Source organism: Gemmatimonadota bacterium (assembly GCA_016713785.1).
Taxonomy (GTDB): domain Bacteria; phylum Gemmatimonadota; class Gemmatimonadetes; order Gemmatimonadales; family GWC2-71-9; genus JADJOM01.
Genome location: JADJOM010000003.1, coordinates 840,603 through 856,653, shown reverse-complemented (window position 1 = coordinate 856,653; position 16,051 = coordinate 840,603). Strand labels below are relative to the sequence as shown.

15 protein-coding genes and 1 tRNA gene are annotated in these 16,051 nt (G+C 71.6%); all 16 read left to right on the top strand.

Annotation, left to right across the window (positions count from 1 at the left end):
• Window positions 1-50: 50 nt before the first annotated feature.
• The 16 genes from IPJ95_11780 to IPJ95_11705 all read left to right on the top strand — a co-directional run bounded on the left by IPJ95_11780 (window position 51) and on the right by IPJ95_11705 (window position 16,049).
• Window positions 51-767, top strand: coding sequence for a class I SAM-dependent methyltransferase (locus IPJ95_11780; protein ID MBK7924291.1), 717 nt, complete (start codon window positions 51-53; stop codon window positions 765-767).
• Window positions 764-2,293, top strand: a complete 1,530-nt coding sequence (gene bshC / locus IPJ95_11775) for a bacillithiol biosynthesis cysteine-adding enzyme BshC (GenBank protein ID MBK7924290.1) — start codon at window positions 764-766, stop codon at window positions 2,291-2,293. The genes IPJ95_11780 and bshC overlap by 4 nt, the downstream gene beginning before the upstream one ends.
• 9 nt (window positions 2,294-2,302) lie before the next feature.
• Window positions 2,303-2,584, top strand: coding sequence for a hypothetical protein (locus tag IPJ95_11770; GenBank protein ID MBK7924289.1), 282 nt, complete (start codon window positions 2,303-2,305; stop codon window positions 2,582-2,584).
• Between the two features lie 59 nt (window positions 2,585-2,643).
• Entirely contained in the window at window positions 2,644-4,176 is a 1,533-nt protein-coding gene (murJ, locus tag IPJ95_11765; protein MBK7924288.1) for a murein biosynthesis integral membrane protein MurJ, read from the top strand.
• A 31-nt stretch (window positions 4,177-4,207) separates the two neighbouring features.
• Window positions 4,208-6,016 carry an excinuclease ABC subunit UvrC gene (gene uvrC / locus IPJ95_11760; protein ID MBK7924287.1) on the top strand — a complete coding sequence of 603 codons (1,809 nt, stop codon included), beginning with the start codon at window positions 4,208-4,210 and terminating at the stop codon, window positions 6,014-6,016.
• Window positions 6,017-6,042: 26 nt separating this feature from the next.
• Window positions 6,043-6,315 carry a hypothetical protein gene (locus tag IPJ95_11755; GenBank protein ID MBK7924286.1) on the top strand — a complete coding sequence of 91 codons (273 nt, stop codon included), beginning with the start codon at window positions 6,043-6,045 and terminating at the stop codon, window positions 6,313-6,315.
• Window positions 6,312-7,481 carry a threonine synthase gene (locus IPJ95_11750; GenBank protein MBK7924285.1) on the top strand — a complete coding sequence of 390 codons (1,170 nt, stop codon included), beginning with the start codon at window positions 6,312-6,314 and terminating at the stop codon, window positions 7,479-7,481. Before IPJ95_11755 ends, IPJ95_11750 begins: the two co-directional genes overlap by 4 nt.
• A gap of 30 nt (window positions 7,482-7,511) precedes the next feature.
• Window positions 7,512-8,804, top strand: a complete 1,293-nt coding sequence (gene larC, locus IPJ95_11745; protein ID MBK7924284.1) for a nickel pincer cofactor biosynthesis protein LarC — start codon at window positions 7,512-7,514, stop codon at window positions 8,802-8,804.
• A complete protein-coding gene (locus IPJ95_11740) occupies window positions 8,801-10,240 on the top strand; it encodes a tetratricopeptide repeat protein (GenBank protein ID MBK7924283.1) in 1,440 nt (479 codons plus the stop codon). The genes larC and IPJ95_11740 overlap by 4 nt, the downstream gene beginning before the upstream one ends.
• 148 nt (window positions 10,241-10,388) lie before the next feature.
• A tRNA-Gly gene (locus IPJ95_11735) sits at window positions 10,389-10,461 on the top strand.
• A gap of 142 nt (window positions 10,462-10,603) precedes the next feature.
• A complete protein-coding gene (locus tag IPJ95_11730) occupies window positions 10,604-10,981 on the top strand; it encodes a c-type cytochrome (GenBank protein ID MBK7924282.1) in 378 nt (125 codons plus the stop codon).
• A gap of 243 nt (window positions 10,982-11,224) precedes the next feature.
• A complete protein-coding gene (locus IPJ95_11725; GenBank protein ID MBK7924281.1) occupies window positions 11,225-11,650 on the top strand; it encodes a prepilin-type N-terminal cleavage/methylation domain-containing protein in 426 nt (141 codons plus the stop codon).
• Window positions 11,651-11,749: 99 nt separating this feature from the next.
• Complete coding sequence (locus IPJ95_11720; protein ID MBK7924280.1) at window positions 11,750-13,027, top strand: DUF512 domain-containing protein; 1,278 nt, start codon at window positions 11,750-11,752, stop codon at window positions 13,025-13,027.
• Window positions 13,024-14,385 (top strand): ribosome biogenesis GTPase Der, encoded by a 1,362-nt coding sequence (gene der / locus IPJ95_11715; GenBank protein ID MBK7924279.1) that lies wholly within the window; start codon window positions 13,024-13,026, stop codon window positions 14,383-14,385. Before IPJ95_11720 ends, der begins: the two co-directional genes overlap by 4 nt.
• Window positions 14,386-14,421: 36 nt before the next feature.
• On the top strand, window positions 14,422-15,054 hold the full coding sequence (gene plsY, locus IPJ95_11710; GenBank protein MBK7924278.1) for a glycerol-3-phosphate 1-O-acyltransferase PlsY: 633 nt from the start codon (window positions 14,422-14,424) through the stop codon (window positions 15,052-15,054).
• Window positions 15,051-16,049 carry an NAD(P)-dependent glycerol-3-phosphate dehydrogenase gene (locus IPJ95_11705; GenBank protein MBK7924277.1) on the top strand — a complete coding sequence of 333 codons (999 nt, stop codon included), beginning with the start codon at window positions 15,051-15,053 and terminating at the stop codon, window positions 16,047-16,049. The genes plsY and IPJ95_11705 overlap by 4 nt, the downstream gene beginning before the upstream one ends.
• The last annotated feature ends 2 nt before the right edge of the window (window positions 16,050-16,051 follow it).

The following is a 16,051-nucleotide window of genomic DNA, read 5'->3' as shown; positions in this document are numbered from 1 at the left end:
GGCCCGACCCGCGCGGCCAGCGGCAGCGTTCACCCCTCCGCCGGGGCCCCATGGCCGAGTGGTTCGAGGAGTGGTTTGGCGAGGAGTACCTGCACCTGTACCCGCACCGCAACGAGGCGGACGCGGGCCGCCTGATCGCGCTGCTCACCCGCGAGCTGCCGTGGCGGGTGGGCTGGCGGGTGCTCGACGTCGCCTGCGGCGCGGGGCGGCACCTGGCCGCCCTGGAACGCGCCGGCGCCGTGGCCTTCGGCTTCGACCTTTCTCTCCCGCTGCTCCGCCGGGCCCGCGAGGCCACCGCGCGGCCGCTGGTGCGGGCCGACATGCGAGCCCTGCCATACCGCGCCCGGTCCATGGATCTCACCGTGAACCTCTTCACCAGCTTCGGGTACTTCGCCGCGGATGAGGAGCATACCGATGCGCTCGGCCAGATGCTCTCGACCGTGCGGCCCGGTGGCTGGTTCGTCATCGACTTCCTGAACGCCGAGCAGGTGCGCGCCTCGCTGGTGCCCGTCGAGGAGACCCGCTACGGCGAGACGCTGGTGCGGATCACCCGGGGGCTCACGGCCGATGGCCGCTTCGTCCGCAAGACCATTGCCCTGGCCGACGGGCGCCGGTTCGAGGAGCGGGTCCGGCTGCTGGGGCCGGAGGTGCTCGAGGGCATGCTCGTGGCCCACGGGGCCATCGTCCGCGCCCGGTTCGGCGATTACGATGGCGCGGTGCTCGGGACCGGCAACCGGACCATCCTCGTCGCTCAGGTGGCCGCATGACGTTTCGCCTGCTGACCACGCCGCTCGCCGCCCCCGTGGCGTGGCCCACCCCCCGGAACGGCGGGATCGCCCCGGCACTCCTGGACGCCTTCGTGGCCGCCCCCGGCGCACGGGCCAGCCTCGATCGGCTGCGGGATCCGCGGGCCCTGGTGGTCACCACGGGGCAGCAGCCGGGACTCCTGACCGGACCACTCTACACCATCCACAAGGCCCTCTCGGCGGTGGCGCTCGCGCGGCAGTGTGAGCACCGCTGGAACCGGCCGGTGGTCCCGGTCTTCTGGGCGGCGGGTGGCGACCACGACTTTGCGGAGGGGAACCACGCCGCGTGGACCGCCGCCGACGGCTCCACTATCACGGCCACCCTGCGGGAACGCCCGGCGGATGCCCCGCTGACGCCGTTGTACCGGGAGCCGGTGGGGCCCGAGATCGGGCCCGTGCTCGAGCGCCTGGCGGCGGACCTCGCCGGCTCGCCGCATGGGGCGGAGGTCCTGGCGCTCTTCCGCCGATGGTACCGGCCCGAGTCCAACCTCGCCGACGCCTGCGCCCAGACCATCGCCGAGCTGCTGGCGCCGTACGGCATCGTGGTGTTCGACGCGGTCCATCCCGCCGTCAAGCGGGCCCAGGTGCCCTACCTGGTGCGGGCCCTGGAACAGGCCGCGGTCCTGGAGCAGGCGCTGGTGGGGCGTCAGGCCGCCCTCGCGGCGCAGGGGCACGACGCGGGGGTCACGGTGGGAGACGGCGCGACCCTCGTCATGTTCGAGGGCACGCAGGGCAGGGACCGCCTGGCCTTCCGCGCGCCCGGCTTCATGACCCGGCGGAGTCACGAACAGCTCTCCCTGGCCGACGTGGAGCAGCTGTCCGCCACCGACCCTGGGCGCTTCTCACCCAATGTGCTGCTCCGGCCCGCGATCGAGAGCGCCATCCTCCCGACGGTCGCGTACATGGGCGGCCCCGGCGAGCTGCGCTACTGGGCCCTGGCCGAGGCGATCTACGCGCCACTGGGGGTCGCCCCGCAGCGTCCGCTGCCGCGCTGGTCCGGCCTGATCGTCGATGCCCGCACCGACCGGGTGCTGGAGAAGTTCGGTGCCACGCTGGACGAGCTGCTGGCGCCGGGGCTCCAGCTGGAGGGGAGGGTGATCCGGGAGCAGCTTCCCGCCGACGCGCGCGACGCGCTGGCCTCCCTCCGGGCCGCGATCGAGCGGGACTATGCGGTGCTGACCCGGGCGGCCGTGGCCATCGATCCCACGATCGAGAAGACCCTGCAGAACCTCCGCAACCAGGCCTTCGCCGGAACCCAGGAGGCGGAGAAGCGGCTGGTCAACCACCTCAAGAAGCGCCAGGTTACCGAGACCCAGCAGATTGCGCGGGCCCGCGAGCTGGTGCTCCCGCTGGGCCGGCCGCAGGAACGGGTCCTGACGCTGGCGCCCCTGCTGGCCCGGCACGGGCCGGCGCTGCTCGATGCCCTCGCGGCCCACGTCGAGGCCTGGTACGCCGCCGCCCTTGAAGCGGCTCCGGCACCCCGGTAGACTCGTCCCATGGCCTTTCTCGGTTTGATCCTCCTCGTGGCCCTCATGATCCCGATCATGGGCATCGTGATCGATTCCCCGATCGGGAAGGCGCTGGCGCGGCGGCTCGAGGGTCCCGACCAGGTGCCGCCGCCGCTCGCCGACCTGGCCCGCAAGGTCGAGGTGCTCGAGTCCGAGATGGAGGACCTGCAGCGGACCATGACCGCATTGCAGGAGGAGAACCAGTTCCTGCAGCGGCTGCTCGAGGACCACCCCGGCCGCTCCAGCCTGCCGCCGCCCACGTCGCCCTGACGCCGGCCCCGTCCCCCGTGGCCGAGCCACGCACCGCCCGCCCGACCTCCCACGCCACGCTGGTGGCGGCGGGCATCTTCCTCAGCCGCATCTTCGGCCTGGTCCGGCAGCGGGCCCTGGCGCACTATCTCGGCCTGGGCGACGGCAGCGACGCCTTCACCGCGGCCTTCCGCATTCCCAACCTGCTGCAGAACCTGCTGGGGGAAGGGGTGCTGTCGGCATCGTTCATCCCGGTGTACGCCCGCCTCCGCGCGGAGGGGAAGGACGCCGACGCGGAGCACGTCGCCGGCGCGGTGCTTGGCCTGGTCGGCGTGGCCACCGCGCTGGTCGTCCTCGCCGGCGTGGCCCTGGCCGGCCCGCTGACCGATGTCATCGCCCCTGGGTGGTCCGGCCCCAAGCGCGACCTCACCGTCTCCCTCGTGCGCGTGCTCTTTCCCGGGGCAGGGCTCCTGGTGGCGTCCGCCTGGTGCCTGGGGGTCCTCAACAGCCACCGCCGGTTCCTGCTGTCGTACACGGCGCCGGTGCTGTGGAACCTCGCCATCATCGTGAGCCTGCTGCTGGCCGCCGCCGGCCAGTCCGAGGCGCGGGTGGCCACGCTGGCGGCACTGGGGTCGGTGGCCGGCAGCGCGCTGCAGTTCCTCGTCCAGCTGCCCACCGTCCTCCGGCTCGTCCCGGGCCTGCGCCCGCGCCTCGCGACGCGTGGGGACGCCGTGCGCACGGTGTTGCGCAACTTCTGGCCGGTGTTCCTCGGGCGCGGCGTGGTCCAGCTCAGCGCGTTCGTGGATACCATTATCGCGAGCCTGCTCGGGCGGGGGGCGGTGGCCGGGCTCACCACCGCCCAGGTGCTGTACACCCTGCCGGTGAGCCTGTTCGGGATGTCGGTCTCCGCCGCGGAACTTCCCGCCATGGCGAGCGCGACCGGCAGCGACACCGAGATCGCGGCCGCCCTCCGTCAACGGCTCCAGGCGGGGCTGCGCCGCATCGCCTATTTCGTGGTGCCGTCCGCCGCGGCATTCCTCGGCCTGGGGTCGGTGCTCGCGGCGGCGCTGTTCCAGACCGGGCAGTTCTCGGCCGAGGACAGCCGCTACGTCTGGGGCATCCTCGCCGGAAGCGCCGTGGGGCTGCTCGCGGCCACGATGGGACGCCTCTACAGTTCGGCCTACTACGCGCTCCGTGACACCCGCACCCCGCTGCGCTTCGCGGTGCTCCGCGTGCTCCTCACCACCCTCCTCGGCTACCTCGCCGCCGTCCCGCTGCCGCCGCTCCTCGGCCTCGAGCCCAGGTGGGGCGCGGCGGGGCTCACCGCCACCGCCGGGATCGCCGGCTGGGTCGAGTTCTTCCTGCTGCAGCGCGGCATGAATGCCCGGATCGGCGCCACCGGGCTCTCCGCCGGGGAACTGGCGCGGCTCTGGGCGCCGGCGCTCCTCGGCGCGGCGATCGGCTACGGCGTCCAGTCCCTCCTCCCCGGGATCCACCCGGTGCTCCGCGCGGCCGCGGCGCTGGTCCCGTTCGGCCTGGTGTATCTCGGGGGCACCGTGGCGCTCCGCGTCCCCGAGGGACGGGCGCTCCTCGCGCGGCTCCGCCCCCGCTGAGCCCCGCCGCCGGACACTATCTTTCCGGGCGATGACCGCGACTCCCGAACCCCTGCAGCGCAAGCTCGACACGCTCCCCGACCAGCCCGGCGTCTACCTCTGGAAGGACGCCGCCGGGCTCGTGCTCTACGTCGGGAAGGCCAAGCGGCTCCGCAGCCGGGTGCGCAGCTACTTCACCGCCGACCACGCCACCAGCCTCAAGACCCAGTACCTGGTGCGGCAGATCGCGGACGTCGAGACCATCGTGGTGGCGAACGAGGCGCAATCGCTGCTCCTCGAGAACAACCTGATCAAGGAGTACCAGCCGCGCTTCAACGTCCGGCTCAAGGACGACAAGAGCTATCCGTCCATCGCCGTCACCACCGGCGAGCCGTTTCCCCGGGTGCTCGTCACCCGCCGGCTGGACCTGCCCGGCGCCCGCTATTTCGGGCCCTACACCGACGTGACCCAGCTGCGGCGGGCCCTGGTGATCATCCGGCGGCTGTACACCGTGCGGAGCTGCGCCGACGACCTGCCCCGGGAGCAGCGCGAACGGCCCTGCCTCGACTATCACATCGGTCGCTGCCGGGCACCCTGCGTCGGCTGGCAGACCCAGACGGAGTACCGGGGCATGATCGACGAGGTGCTCGACTTCCTCGCCGGCCGCACCGTGGACGTGCGCTCCCGCGTCCGGGACGCCATGCTCACCGCGAGCGAGCGGCAGGACTACGAGCGCGCCGGCCGGCTTCGCGACCAGCTCAAGTGGCTGGAGCAGGTCGATGCGCCCGCCAGCGTGGAGGTCATCGGCACCGGCGATGCCGACATCGTGGGCTTCGCCCGTGACGGCGACGACGCCGTCGGGGCCCTCCTCCGGGTGCGCGAGGGCCGGGTCGTCGCGCGCGAGCACACCTTTCTCGAGAACCTGGGCGAGGAGACCGACGAGCAGATCCTCAACTTCCTGCTGGTGCGATCCTACGTGCCCATGCCCGGACGGGTACGGCGGCTGATCCTGCCGTTCCCGCCCGCCGAGATCGAGCTGCTGCAGGAGCTGATGCCCGAGACCGAGTGGCATGTGCCCCAGCGAGGCATCGCCCACCGCTGGCTCGACCTCGCCGACCAGAACGCCCGGCACCTGCTCGAGAGCCTGCGGATCGAGAGCTTCGAGACCGACGAGCGCGCCGGCGACCCGGTCTACGCCCTCGGCCGCGACCTGGGCCTCAACGTGGTGCCCCGCAGCATGATCTGCATCGACATCTCGACCAACCAGGGCAAGGACACCGTGGGATCGCTGGTCTGGTTCGAGGCCGGCCGTCCGCGGAAGGCCGAGTATCGCAAGTTCAAGATCAAGGGTGAGGCCCAGCAGGACGACTACGCCGCCATCCACGAAGTGCTCACCCGGTACCTCACCCGGCGCCAGGAGGAGCGGCTGCCCCTGCCGGACCTCATCGTCATCGACGGCGGCAAGGGGCAGCTCTCCGCGGCGGCCGACGCCGCCGCCGCGCGCGGCGTGGGGCACATCCCCATGATCAGCCTGGCCAAGAAGGAGGAGGAGATCTTCTTCCCGGGGCGGCCGGAGAGCCTGCGGCTGTCGCGCCGGGCTCCCTCCCTGCGCCTGCTGCAGCGCATCCGTGATGAAACCCATCGCTTCGGCGTGGCCTACAACCGGAAGCGCCGGACCCAACGGACCATCACGTCGGCATTGCTCGACATCCCGGGTGTGGGCCCCACCCGGCGCCGCGTGCTGCTCGAACGCTTCGGCAGCCTGGCTGGCGTGCGCTCGGCCACGGCGGCGGAGATCGCCAGCCTTCCCGGGTTCTCCGCGACGCTGGCCGAGCGGATCCTGGCCGCGGTCAGGGCCTGAGCCGGCCGTCCCCTTATCATTCAGCCATGTCACGCGCCTTTGTCCGGGAAGACCGGGACGAACCGCCCGCCCGCTATGAGCTCCCTCCCCGCGAGGACCCGGGGTACGACCAGGCGGCGGCGTGGGCCCTGATCGAGGGCGCCAACCGCGGTGATTCGCTGGGGGCCGAGGCCGCCACCGGGTATCGCTGGGGCGAGGCGAGCCTCCGGCCCCACGTCGAACAGATCCTGCTTCACGCCCGGCGCCGGCGGGACGACCGGCTCGAACAGCTCGCCGAACGCTTCCTCAACGCCCCATGACCATGGACTGGCACCTCGAATGCTCCGGATGCGGGGCCACCTGCGCGCCCGACGGCTTCCCCTCGGTCTGTCCCGGCTGTGGCCAGCCGTGGCTGGTGCGATATCCCGACCGCCCCCCCCCATCAGTGACTGCGCGCGCCGAGGTGCGGCGAGGGCAGGGGATGTGGCGCTACCGTCCCTTCCTGCCGCTCCTGTCGGGTGAGCAACCGGTGACCCTCGGCGAGGGCGACACCCCGCTCCTCGAGGCCGGCCGGATCGGCCGGCGCCTCGGGCTGGCCGACCTCTGGATCAAGGACGAAGGCGCCAACCCGACGGGCTCCTTCAAGGCGCGCGGCCTGAGCGCGGCCATCACCCGCGCTGTGCGCGCCGGGGCACGCCAGTTCGTCATCCCCACGGCAGGAAACGCGGGCGTGGCGGCCGCCGCCTACGCCAGCCGCGCCGGTGTCTCGGCCCGGGTGTACGCGCCCCGCACCACGCCCCGGCCCATCCTCGACCAGATCCGGGTCTTCGGCGGGGAACTGGTGTTGCTCGAGGGGCACATCGGGGATTGCGGGCGTGCCGCGCGGACGTGGGCGGCGGAGTCGGGCGCGGTGGACCTGTCGACCCTCCGCGAGCCGTACCGGATCGAGGGCAAGAAGACCCTGGGCCTCGAGCTCGCCATGCAGTTCAACTGGACCCTTCCGGCGGCCATCATCTACCCCACGGGCGGCGGCACCGGGCTGATCGGGATGTGGAAGGCGTTCGCCGAGCTGCGCGAGGCAGGGTGGGTGACCGACCCACCGCCGCGGATGTTTTCGGTGCAGTCCACCGGTTGCGCCCCCGTGGTGCGCGCCTTTGAGGCTGGCGCCGACCGGGCCACGCCGTGGGAGGAGCCGTGGACCATCGCGAGCGGGCTTCGGGTGCCTGGGCCGCTCGGCGACCGCCTGATGCTCCGGGCACTGCGCGAAAGCCAGGGCGGCGCGATCGCCGTGACCGACGACGACCTCGCGGCGGAGGCGCGCCGCGGATCGCGGGAGGAGGGGATCGACCTCTCTCCGGAGGGTGGTGCGGCGCTCGCCGCCGCGCGACGGCTGCGGGAGGAGGGTGTGCTTGGCGCGGAGGCGCGCGTCGTCGTCTTCAACACCGGCGCCGGCTGGCTCTACCGCGGCTCGCCCGATTTGCCCTGACCCCGAAGTCCGGGTGATATTGGACCCCTCATGACTGCCCCGCGCTGCGCCATCCTCGACCCGGCCGCCGGCATCAGCGGCGACATGCTGCTGGGTGCACTCCTCGACGCGGGAGCCCCGGCGGCGTGGCTCGCCGGCCTGCCGGCCCGGCTCGGATTTCCCGAGGTCGGCATCGAGGTCGTCCGGACGCTCCGGTGCGGCATCGCCTGCACCAAGGTCACCGTCCGGCTCCCCGACGGCGCCAGCGAGGAACCCAGTTCCGCCTATGGGGAGCCTGCCGCCCCCCACGCCCACGCGGGCACCGGCGACCCGCACCACCACGCGCATCACGGGCATGGCAAGCACCGCCATCTGGCCGACCTGCTGGCCGTGGTGGAACGGGCTCCGCTCAGCGAGTGGGTCCGCGTCCGCGCGGTCCGCGCCTTCACGCTCCTCTGCGAGGAAGAAGGCCGGGTGCACGGCGTGCCAGCCAGCGAGGTCGCGCTCCACGAGGTCGGCGCCGTTGACGCGTTGGTTGACATCGTCGGCGGGATCGAGGGCTTCGAGCAGCTGGGCATCACCGAGGTGTACCACCGGCCCGTCGCAGTCGGGGCCGGCTGGGTCCGCGCCGCCCACGGCGTGATGCCCGTTCCGGCGCCGGTCACGGCGCGCCTGCTCGAGGGCATCACGATCGCCCCGAACGGGCCGGTGGTCGGGGAGGCGACCACCCCGACCGGCGCCGTCCTGCTCCGCGTCCTCGGCTCCGGGCCGATCCCGAGCCGGTGGCAGGCGTCCGGCACGGGCTGGGGAGCCGGCGGCCGCAATCCCGAGGAGTATCCCAACGCGCTCCGGCTTACGATCGCCGAGGCCGCCGAAGTGTCCGCGGACGTGGTCACACTGTCCGCGGACGTGGACGATCTGAGCCCCGAGTACGTCGAGCCCCTCCGGGAGGCGCTGGCCTCTGCGGGGGCCCTGGATGCCCAGGTTTGGGGCACTTTGATGAAGAAAGGTCGGCCCGGTTACCGCATCGAGGTGATCTGCGACACCGATCGCGTCGCGGCGGTCACCGAGGCATTCTTTCTGCACAGTACCACCGCGGGACTGCGTCGGACGCACGCCGAACGGGTGACGCTCCCCCGACGGATGATCGCCGTCCCCCTGTCTGGCGCGGGTCCGGTGGCCGTGAAGGTCCTCGAGACCCCGGCCGGGCCTCGTGTAAAGGCGGAGTTCGAGGATGTGCGTCGCGCCGCCCGGGAACTCGGGCGGCCGGCCCTGGAAGTGGCGCGCGAGGTCGAGACCGCCGCGCGCGCGCTGGTCACACCATCACCGAGGGGAAGGGCATGAAGAGGACGATCGTCCGTCTGGGGCTGGTGCTGTTCGCGGCGGTGCCGCTCAGCGCACAACAGCCTGCCATCGCCACCCGCGTCGCCGGCCAGCTGGGCGGCAAGTTCACCGACGCCCAGTGTCCGATCAAGGAAGGCCACTTCCTGGTCAGCAGCGCCAAGACCAAGCTGAGCACCTATGCCGGGGTCTCCGACCCGGTCATCGGCGCCCGCCTGGTCAAGGAGGCCGTCGGGGTCATCACGGATGCGGTGACCACCAAGGACCAGGGGAAAAACCCCGGCGCCTGGTACTGGCTGGGCCGTGCCTACCTGCTGCAGGGCGAGCTCGGCGGGGCGGACTCCGCCTTCACCCGGGCCGAGGCGCTCGCGCCCACCTGCAAGGCCGACATCCAGGGCTACCGGACCCGGGCCTGGGCCGCGATGGTCCTCGCCGCGCAGGGCGCCACCGAGGCCAAGCAGCCCGACTCGGCCGACTACTTCTTCCGGGCCGCCATCAAGATCGACCGGCAGGCCCCGCACGCCTTCAACGGGCTGGCGGGCCTCATGCTCGACCGGCAGCAAACCGACAGCGCCATCACGTACTTCGGCCTGGCAGCCGCCACTACGCCGAGCGACCCGAACTACGTGAAGGTGCGCAACCGGGCCGCCTACAACCACGCGGTCCTCCTGCTCAACGCCAAGCGCGCCCCCGAGGCCGTCGCGGCCTTCCGCCGCTACGTCGGGTACGAGCCCACCGATGACGCCGGCAAGAAGGGGCTGGCGCAGGCGTTCCGGGCCGCCGGGATGGCGGACAGCGCCCAGGTCATCGAGCGCGAACTGCTCGCCAGCGCCGACGCTGGCGGAGCCGCGGGCGGCGCCGACGAGGGGCTCTCGGACGCGGAGCTGTTCGAGCTCGCGACCCGGCAGTACAACGACAAGAACTATGCGGATGCGGCGGTGGCCTACGCCCGCCTCCTCAAGCGGAGCCCCTATCATCGCGACGCGCTCTTCGCGCAGGCCAACTGCTACCTGGCGACCCAGAACGGGCAGGGGCTGATCGCCGCGGCCGGGAAGCTGGTGGAGATCGACCCGCTGGGCGACTACAACTACCAGCTGCTCGCGCAGGGCTACAAGTTCGAGAAGCAGCAGGACAAGCTCGCCGAGATCATCATCGCCGAGTACGCCCTGCCGGTGGACCTCCAGTACGAGGGCTTTGCCGCCAACGCCAGCGAGGTCACGTTCACCGCCAAGGCCGTGGGGCGCGAGGCCCGGGACGAGAACAACAAGCTGCTCCCGCCCAAGGCCATGACGGTCGTCTTCGAGGCCCTGGCCAAGGACGGCACCGTCCTGGGCACCCAGGAAGTCAGTCTCCCAGCCCTCAAGGTCGGGGAGAGCGTCCCGGTCTCCGTGAAGGCCGCCGCCGCCGGCGCCCGCGCCTGGAGGTACCGGATCAAGTAGGGCACGGGACCTCGGGGCGGGCCGAATGGCCCGACCCGAATTGTCTCCGATTCCGGACACTCCCAGGCCAGAGTGTCCACGCCGCAGGACGGTTGGCGCCGCGCCATTGACAAGGCCCGACTGGATTGGACACCTTTCGGGCTCTACTGCGGGCGTAATTCAGTTGGTAGAATGCCAGCTTCCCAAGCTGGACGTCGCCGGTTCGAGTCCGGTCGCCCGCTCTGGCTCACCGCCCACCCAGCTCTCCGGGTGGGCCTGTCTTTTGCTCAAGGGGCTCGGGAGCCCTCCTGAACCGGCTCCCGGTCTGGCTGGCGCAGGCGTGGCCGGTCACTGGCGTCAGGACCCTACACTCTGGAGAACGGCATGAAGAAGATCCTCCGTGCGGCGATCGCCCTCGGTGTGCTCAACCTGGTGGGCTCGGTGCCCGCCGCCGCCCAGGCGATCCCGCAGGGCGCGACCAAGGAGATGGTCGCCAAGGGCAACGAGATCTACCACAAGCAGGGCCTCTGCTACGCCTGCCACGGCCAGGATGCCAAGGGCCTGGTCGGCCCGAACCTGACCGATGCCGTGTGGCTGCACAGCAAGGGCACCTACGAGGAGATCATCAAGCAGATCACGGTCGGCGTCACCAAGGAGCAGTCCAAGAGCGGCGTCCCGATGCCCGCCAAGGGCGGCTCCACCATCAGCGAGGACGACGTCAAGGCCGTCGCGGCCTACGTGTACTCGCTCAGCCACAAGTAGTCCGGCCCCGCGTCGCCGGCGGGCCCACCTGAAACGCCGACCCGTGCCGGGTCGGCGTTTCGTTCTCGCAGGACGCCGACCTTCCCACGGCTCCCGGGGACGGGCCGCCCTCGAGCCAGTGCCGTAACGCCTTGTGTCACAGCGACTTGGCGATTGTCGATGGAAGTGGCATACCGGTTGCCATTCAGTTGGACGGCATCCGCCGGGCCCCCTTGGCCCAGCCGCCGACCGACTGGAGTGGCCATGTCAAACAAGGGCTTCACCCTCATCGAACTGCTGATCGTGGTGGTGATCATCGGCATTCTGGCCGCCATCGCCATTCCCAAGTTCGCCAACTCAAAGGAGAAGGCGATCCTGACCAGCATGAAGACCGACCTGCGCAACCTGGTGACGGCGCAGGAGGCGTTCTATTTCGACAACAGCGACTACGCCGGAAGCGCCACCGCGGGTGCCCAGGTGAACGCGCTGGGCGGTGCCGGGAAGATCACCTTCCTGCCCTCCACCGGGAACGTGCTGGCACTGACCTATGTCTCGAACACCGGCTACAAGGCCGTCATGTCCAATCCGGTGCTCGTGGCGGGGCTCCTCAACTGCGGGGTGTACGTGGGAGCCGCGGGGAACGCGCCGAACGCCGCCGTCACCCAGGAGGGCGCCCCCGCCTGCTGGTAGCGGTCGGGCGCACCGTACTTCGGGGCAGGGTCGGCCAGGAGCCGATCCTGCCCCGCGCCGTTCCCCCGCCTCGGGCGGCAGCCTATCTTCCCCCCCGCCATGCTCAAGGTCACTCGCGTCGCACCGGACTCCCTGGGAGCCGAACTCGGGCTGCAGGCCGGCACCGAGCTCCTCACGGTCAATGGCCGTGAGCTGGAGGACTTCCTCGACTGGGAGTTCCTCACGGCGGATGAGGCCTTCCTGCTGCACGCCCGCCTGCCCGACGGCGAGGAGATCGAGTACGACGTGGAGCGCCCCGAGGGGCTCCCGATGGGCGTCGGAGTCGAGCCGCCCCGGATCCGGCGCTGCGCCAATCGCTGCGACTTCTGCTTCGTGGACGGACTGCCCGAGGGGCTGCGCGAAAACCTCTACATCCGGGACGACGACTACCGGCTGTCCTTCAAGTACGGGAATTTCGCCACCCTCACCAACCTCAAGCCGCGGGACGTCGAGCGCATCATCGAATACCGGCTCTCGCCGCTGTACGTCTCGGTGCACGCCACCGACCCGGTGGTCCGGCGCTGGCTGCTCCGCAACCCGCTGGCGCCGGACATCGTGGAGCAGCTGCGGGGCTTCGCCCGCCATGGGCTCCAGTTCCACACCCAGGTCGTGATGTCCCCCGGGGTGAATGACGGCCCGGTGCTGGAGCGCACCCTGGCCGACCTGTGGGCCTTCGGCGGGTGCGTCCTCAGTGTCTCGGTGGTCCCGGTGGGATTGACCACCTTCAGCAAGCACCACCTGGTCCGGGAGCCCACCCGGGATGAATGCCGGGCGGCGCTCGGCCTCCTGGAGGCCGCGGCCCGACGGGCACGCACCGAACGGGGGATCAGCTGGGCCCTCGGGGCTGACGAGCTCTACCTGCGCGCCGACCTCCCGCTCCCCCCGGCGGAGTGGTACGACGACTTCGAGCAGGTCGAGAACGGGGTGGGCTCGGTGCGGTTCCTCCAGCAGCGCATCCACGACGCGCGGGGCGACCTGGCCGATTGGCGCGGGCGCCGGATCGGCGTCTGCACCGGCGCCTCCATGGCGCCGCTGATGCCCCAGGTGCTCGCCCCGCTCGCGGCGCTGACCGGGGCGCGCTTCGAGCTCCTGCCGCTGGCCAACAGCCTGTTCGGCGAGACGGTCACCTGCGCGGGGCTGCTGCCCGGACGCGCCTTCCGGGAAGCCCTCGCCGCACGGCCCGACCTCGACCTCGCCCTGATCCCGGGCGAGGCACTGAACGACGACCACCTGTTCGTGGACGACCTCGCGCTGGCCGATCTGGCTGCCGCCGTGCCGGTGGAAGTCCGGGCCTCCTACTGTTTCACCGACGCACTCGATACCCCCCCAGGCCCGTGAGCAAACCCACCGTAGCCATCGTCGGACGGCCGAATGTCGGCAAGTCCACCCTGTTCAACCGGCTGCTCGGCGGGCGCGACGCCATCGTCTCCGAGCACGCGGGCACCACCCGCGACCGTCACTTCGGCGATGGCGAGTGGGCGGGACGCCACTTCTGGCTGGTCGATACCGGCGGGCTGATGCCGGGCTCGTCCGACTCGATGGACATCGCGGTGCGGGAGCAGGTGGAGCTCGCCGTGACCGAGGCCGACCTGATCCTCATGGTGGTCGATGGCAAGGAGGGGCTCAACCCGGTGGACCGGGAGATCGCCTCCCAGCTGCGCCGCGCCGGGCGGCCGGTGCTCCTGGCCGTCAACAAGCTCGACGACCTCCCGAATACCACGGCGCAGTTCGGTTTCTACGAGCTGGGCCTGGGTGAGCCGGTGGGCCTCTCCGCCGCGGTCGGGAAAGCGAGCGGCGACCTCCTCGACGCCATCGTGGGGGCGCTGCCGCCCAAGGGGGCAGGGGAGGAGGAGGGTGCCATCAACGTGGCGGTCGTCGGCCGCCCCAACGCCGGCAAGTCGTCGCTCATCAACAAGCTCCTCGGGGAACCCCGGCTGGTGGTCTCCGCCCAGCCGGGCACGACCCGGGATGCGATCGACACCCCCTTGCGGTATCACGAGAAGACGCTCAACTTCATAGATACAGCGGGCTTACGGCGCAGAGCTAAAGTAGAAGATGACATCGAGTTCTACTCCACCCTCCGCACCCACCGCGCCATCGAGCGGGCGGACGTCTGCGTACTCGTGGTCGATGCGGATCTCGGGCTGCACGCCCAGGATCTCCGGATTGCCACCGAGGCCTGGGATGAGGGGAAGGGACTCATCGTCGCCGTCAACAAGTGGGACCTGATCCCGGAGAAGGACCCTAACACGGCCAAGCGGGGCCAGGACCAGTTGGAGGAGAAGGCCCCGTTCCTCCGCTACGTCCCGTTCCTGTATATCTCGGCCCGCTCCGGGCAGCGGGTGAGCCGGTTGCCGGACCTGATCCTCGAAGTGGCCGCCGAGCGCGACCGGCGGATTGCCACCTCGGAGCTCAACCGGGCGTTGCAGGAACTGCTGCAGCGGAACGCGCCCCCGCAGGCCCCGGGCGAGGAAGTGAAGCTGCTCTACGTGTCGCAGATCGCCGAGCGGCCGCCGACCTTCGTGATCGTGTGCAACCGGCCCGACGACGTGCCGGAGTCGTATCAGCGGTTCGTGCACAACGGCTTCCGGGCGGCGTTCGGCTTCCTGGGCGCACCCCTCCGGATCCGGTACACCGGGCGCGGCGCCAGCAAGCACGATCGCAAGGACGACGGACGCCGGGTCCGCGGCGGCTAGGAGCCGACCGGCCCGACCGACCACAGAAAGGGCGTCATGACCGCAGCGCTGCTCTGGCTGGGAGCGTCGTACCTGCTGGGCGCCCTCCCGACGAGCTACCTGGCTGGCCGCTGGTTCCGGGGGATCGACTTGCGGGAGCACGGCAGCCGGAACCTCGGCGCCACCAACCTGTATCGGGTCATGGGCTGGAAGTTCGCGGTGCCGGTGGGACTGATCGACGTCGCCAAGGGCGCGCTGCCGGTGATCCTCTTCGGACCGCGGGCGACCGCGCTCCCGGAGTTTCCCACACTCTGCGGCATCGCCGCGATGGTGGGGCATACCCTCTCGCCGTTCGTCGCCTTCAAGGGCGGAAAGGGGGTGGCCACGGCGGCCGGGATGCTGCTGGCCCTGGCACCGGCGGCCGTCGGGATCGCCGCCACGGTGTGGGGGGTGCTGGTCTGGATGACCGGCTACGTCTCCGTCGGATCGATCGCCAGCGCCGCGGTGTTTCCGCTCGCCGATGCGCTGCTCTACCCGGCGCGGCGCACGCTCCCGGGCCTGGGACTCGATGCGCTGGTGGCGGCGTTCATCATCTGGAAGCACCGCGCGAACATCCAGCGGCTGCTCGCTGGCACCGAGAACCGGTTCGGCAGGCGGGCCGGACCCCGGCCGACGACCCCCGCCGCATGACGTGCGTCGCGGTCCTGGGCGCGGGCAGCTGGGGAACCACCCTCGCCGACCTCCTGGCGCGGAAGGGGCACGAGGTCCGGCTGTGGGCTCATGAGGCCGAGGTGGTCGAGGCGGTGAACCTGCGGCACGAGAATCCGGTGTTCCTGCCGGGGTGTGCGCTGGCACCGGAGCTCCGGGCCCTGCCCGACGCGGCGGAGGCAGTGCGGGGCGCGGCGGTGGTGGTGGCGGTGGCTCCGAGTCATGTGCTGCGCATGGTGCTGGAGCGGTGCCGTGCGGGCCTCGAGACGGGGGCGATCGTGACAACGGCCACCAAGGGTATCGAACCGGGAACGCTGGCCCTCATGTCCGAAGTGGTGGTCGCCGCCCTGCCGGGGCACCCCGTGGCGGCGCTGTCCGGGCCGAGCTTCGCGCTGGAGGTGTTCCAGGGCCAGCCGACGGCCGTCGTGGCGGCGGCGCATGAGCCGGAGGCGGCACGGATCACCCAGGAGCTGTTCGCCACGCCCCGCTTCCGGGTGTATTCGCATGACGACGTCGTGGGGGTGGAGCTGGCCGGCGCGCTCAAGAACGTGATCGCGATCGCCGCCGGCATCCTGGAGGGCCTCGGGCTCGGCAACAACCCGCGGGCGGCCCTGATCACCCGCGGCCTGGCGGAGATCACCCGGCTCGGGGTGGCGATGGGCGCGGACCCGCTCACCTTCGCCGGGCTGGCGGGCATGGGTGACCTCATCCTGACCACGACCGGCTCGCTCAGCCGGAACCGGGCGCTCGGGATCGCGCTGGCGGAGGGCCAGAGCCTGGCGGGGTACTCCGCGACCCACCGCAGCGTCGCGGAGGGAGCGACGACGGCCCGCGGGGCCCTCGCGCTCGGGGCCCGGCACGGCGTGGAGTTGCCGATCTGTGGCCAGGTGGCGGCGATCCTGTTCGACGACAAGCCGCCCCGGCAGGCGGTGGCGGACCTGATGGAACGAACCCTCAAGTCGGAGCAGTGGCGGTGACC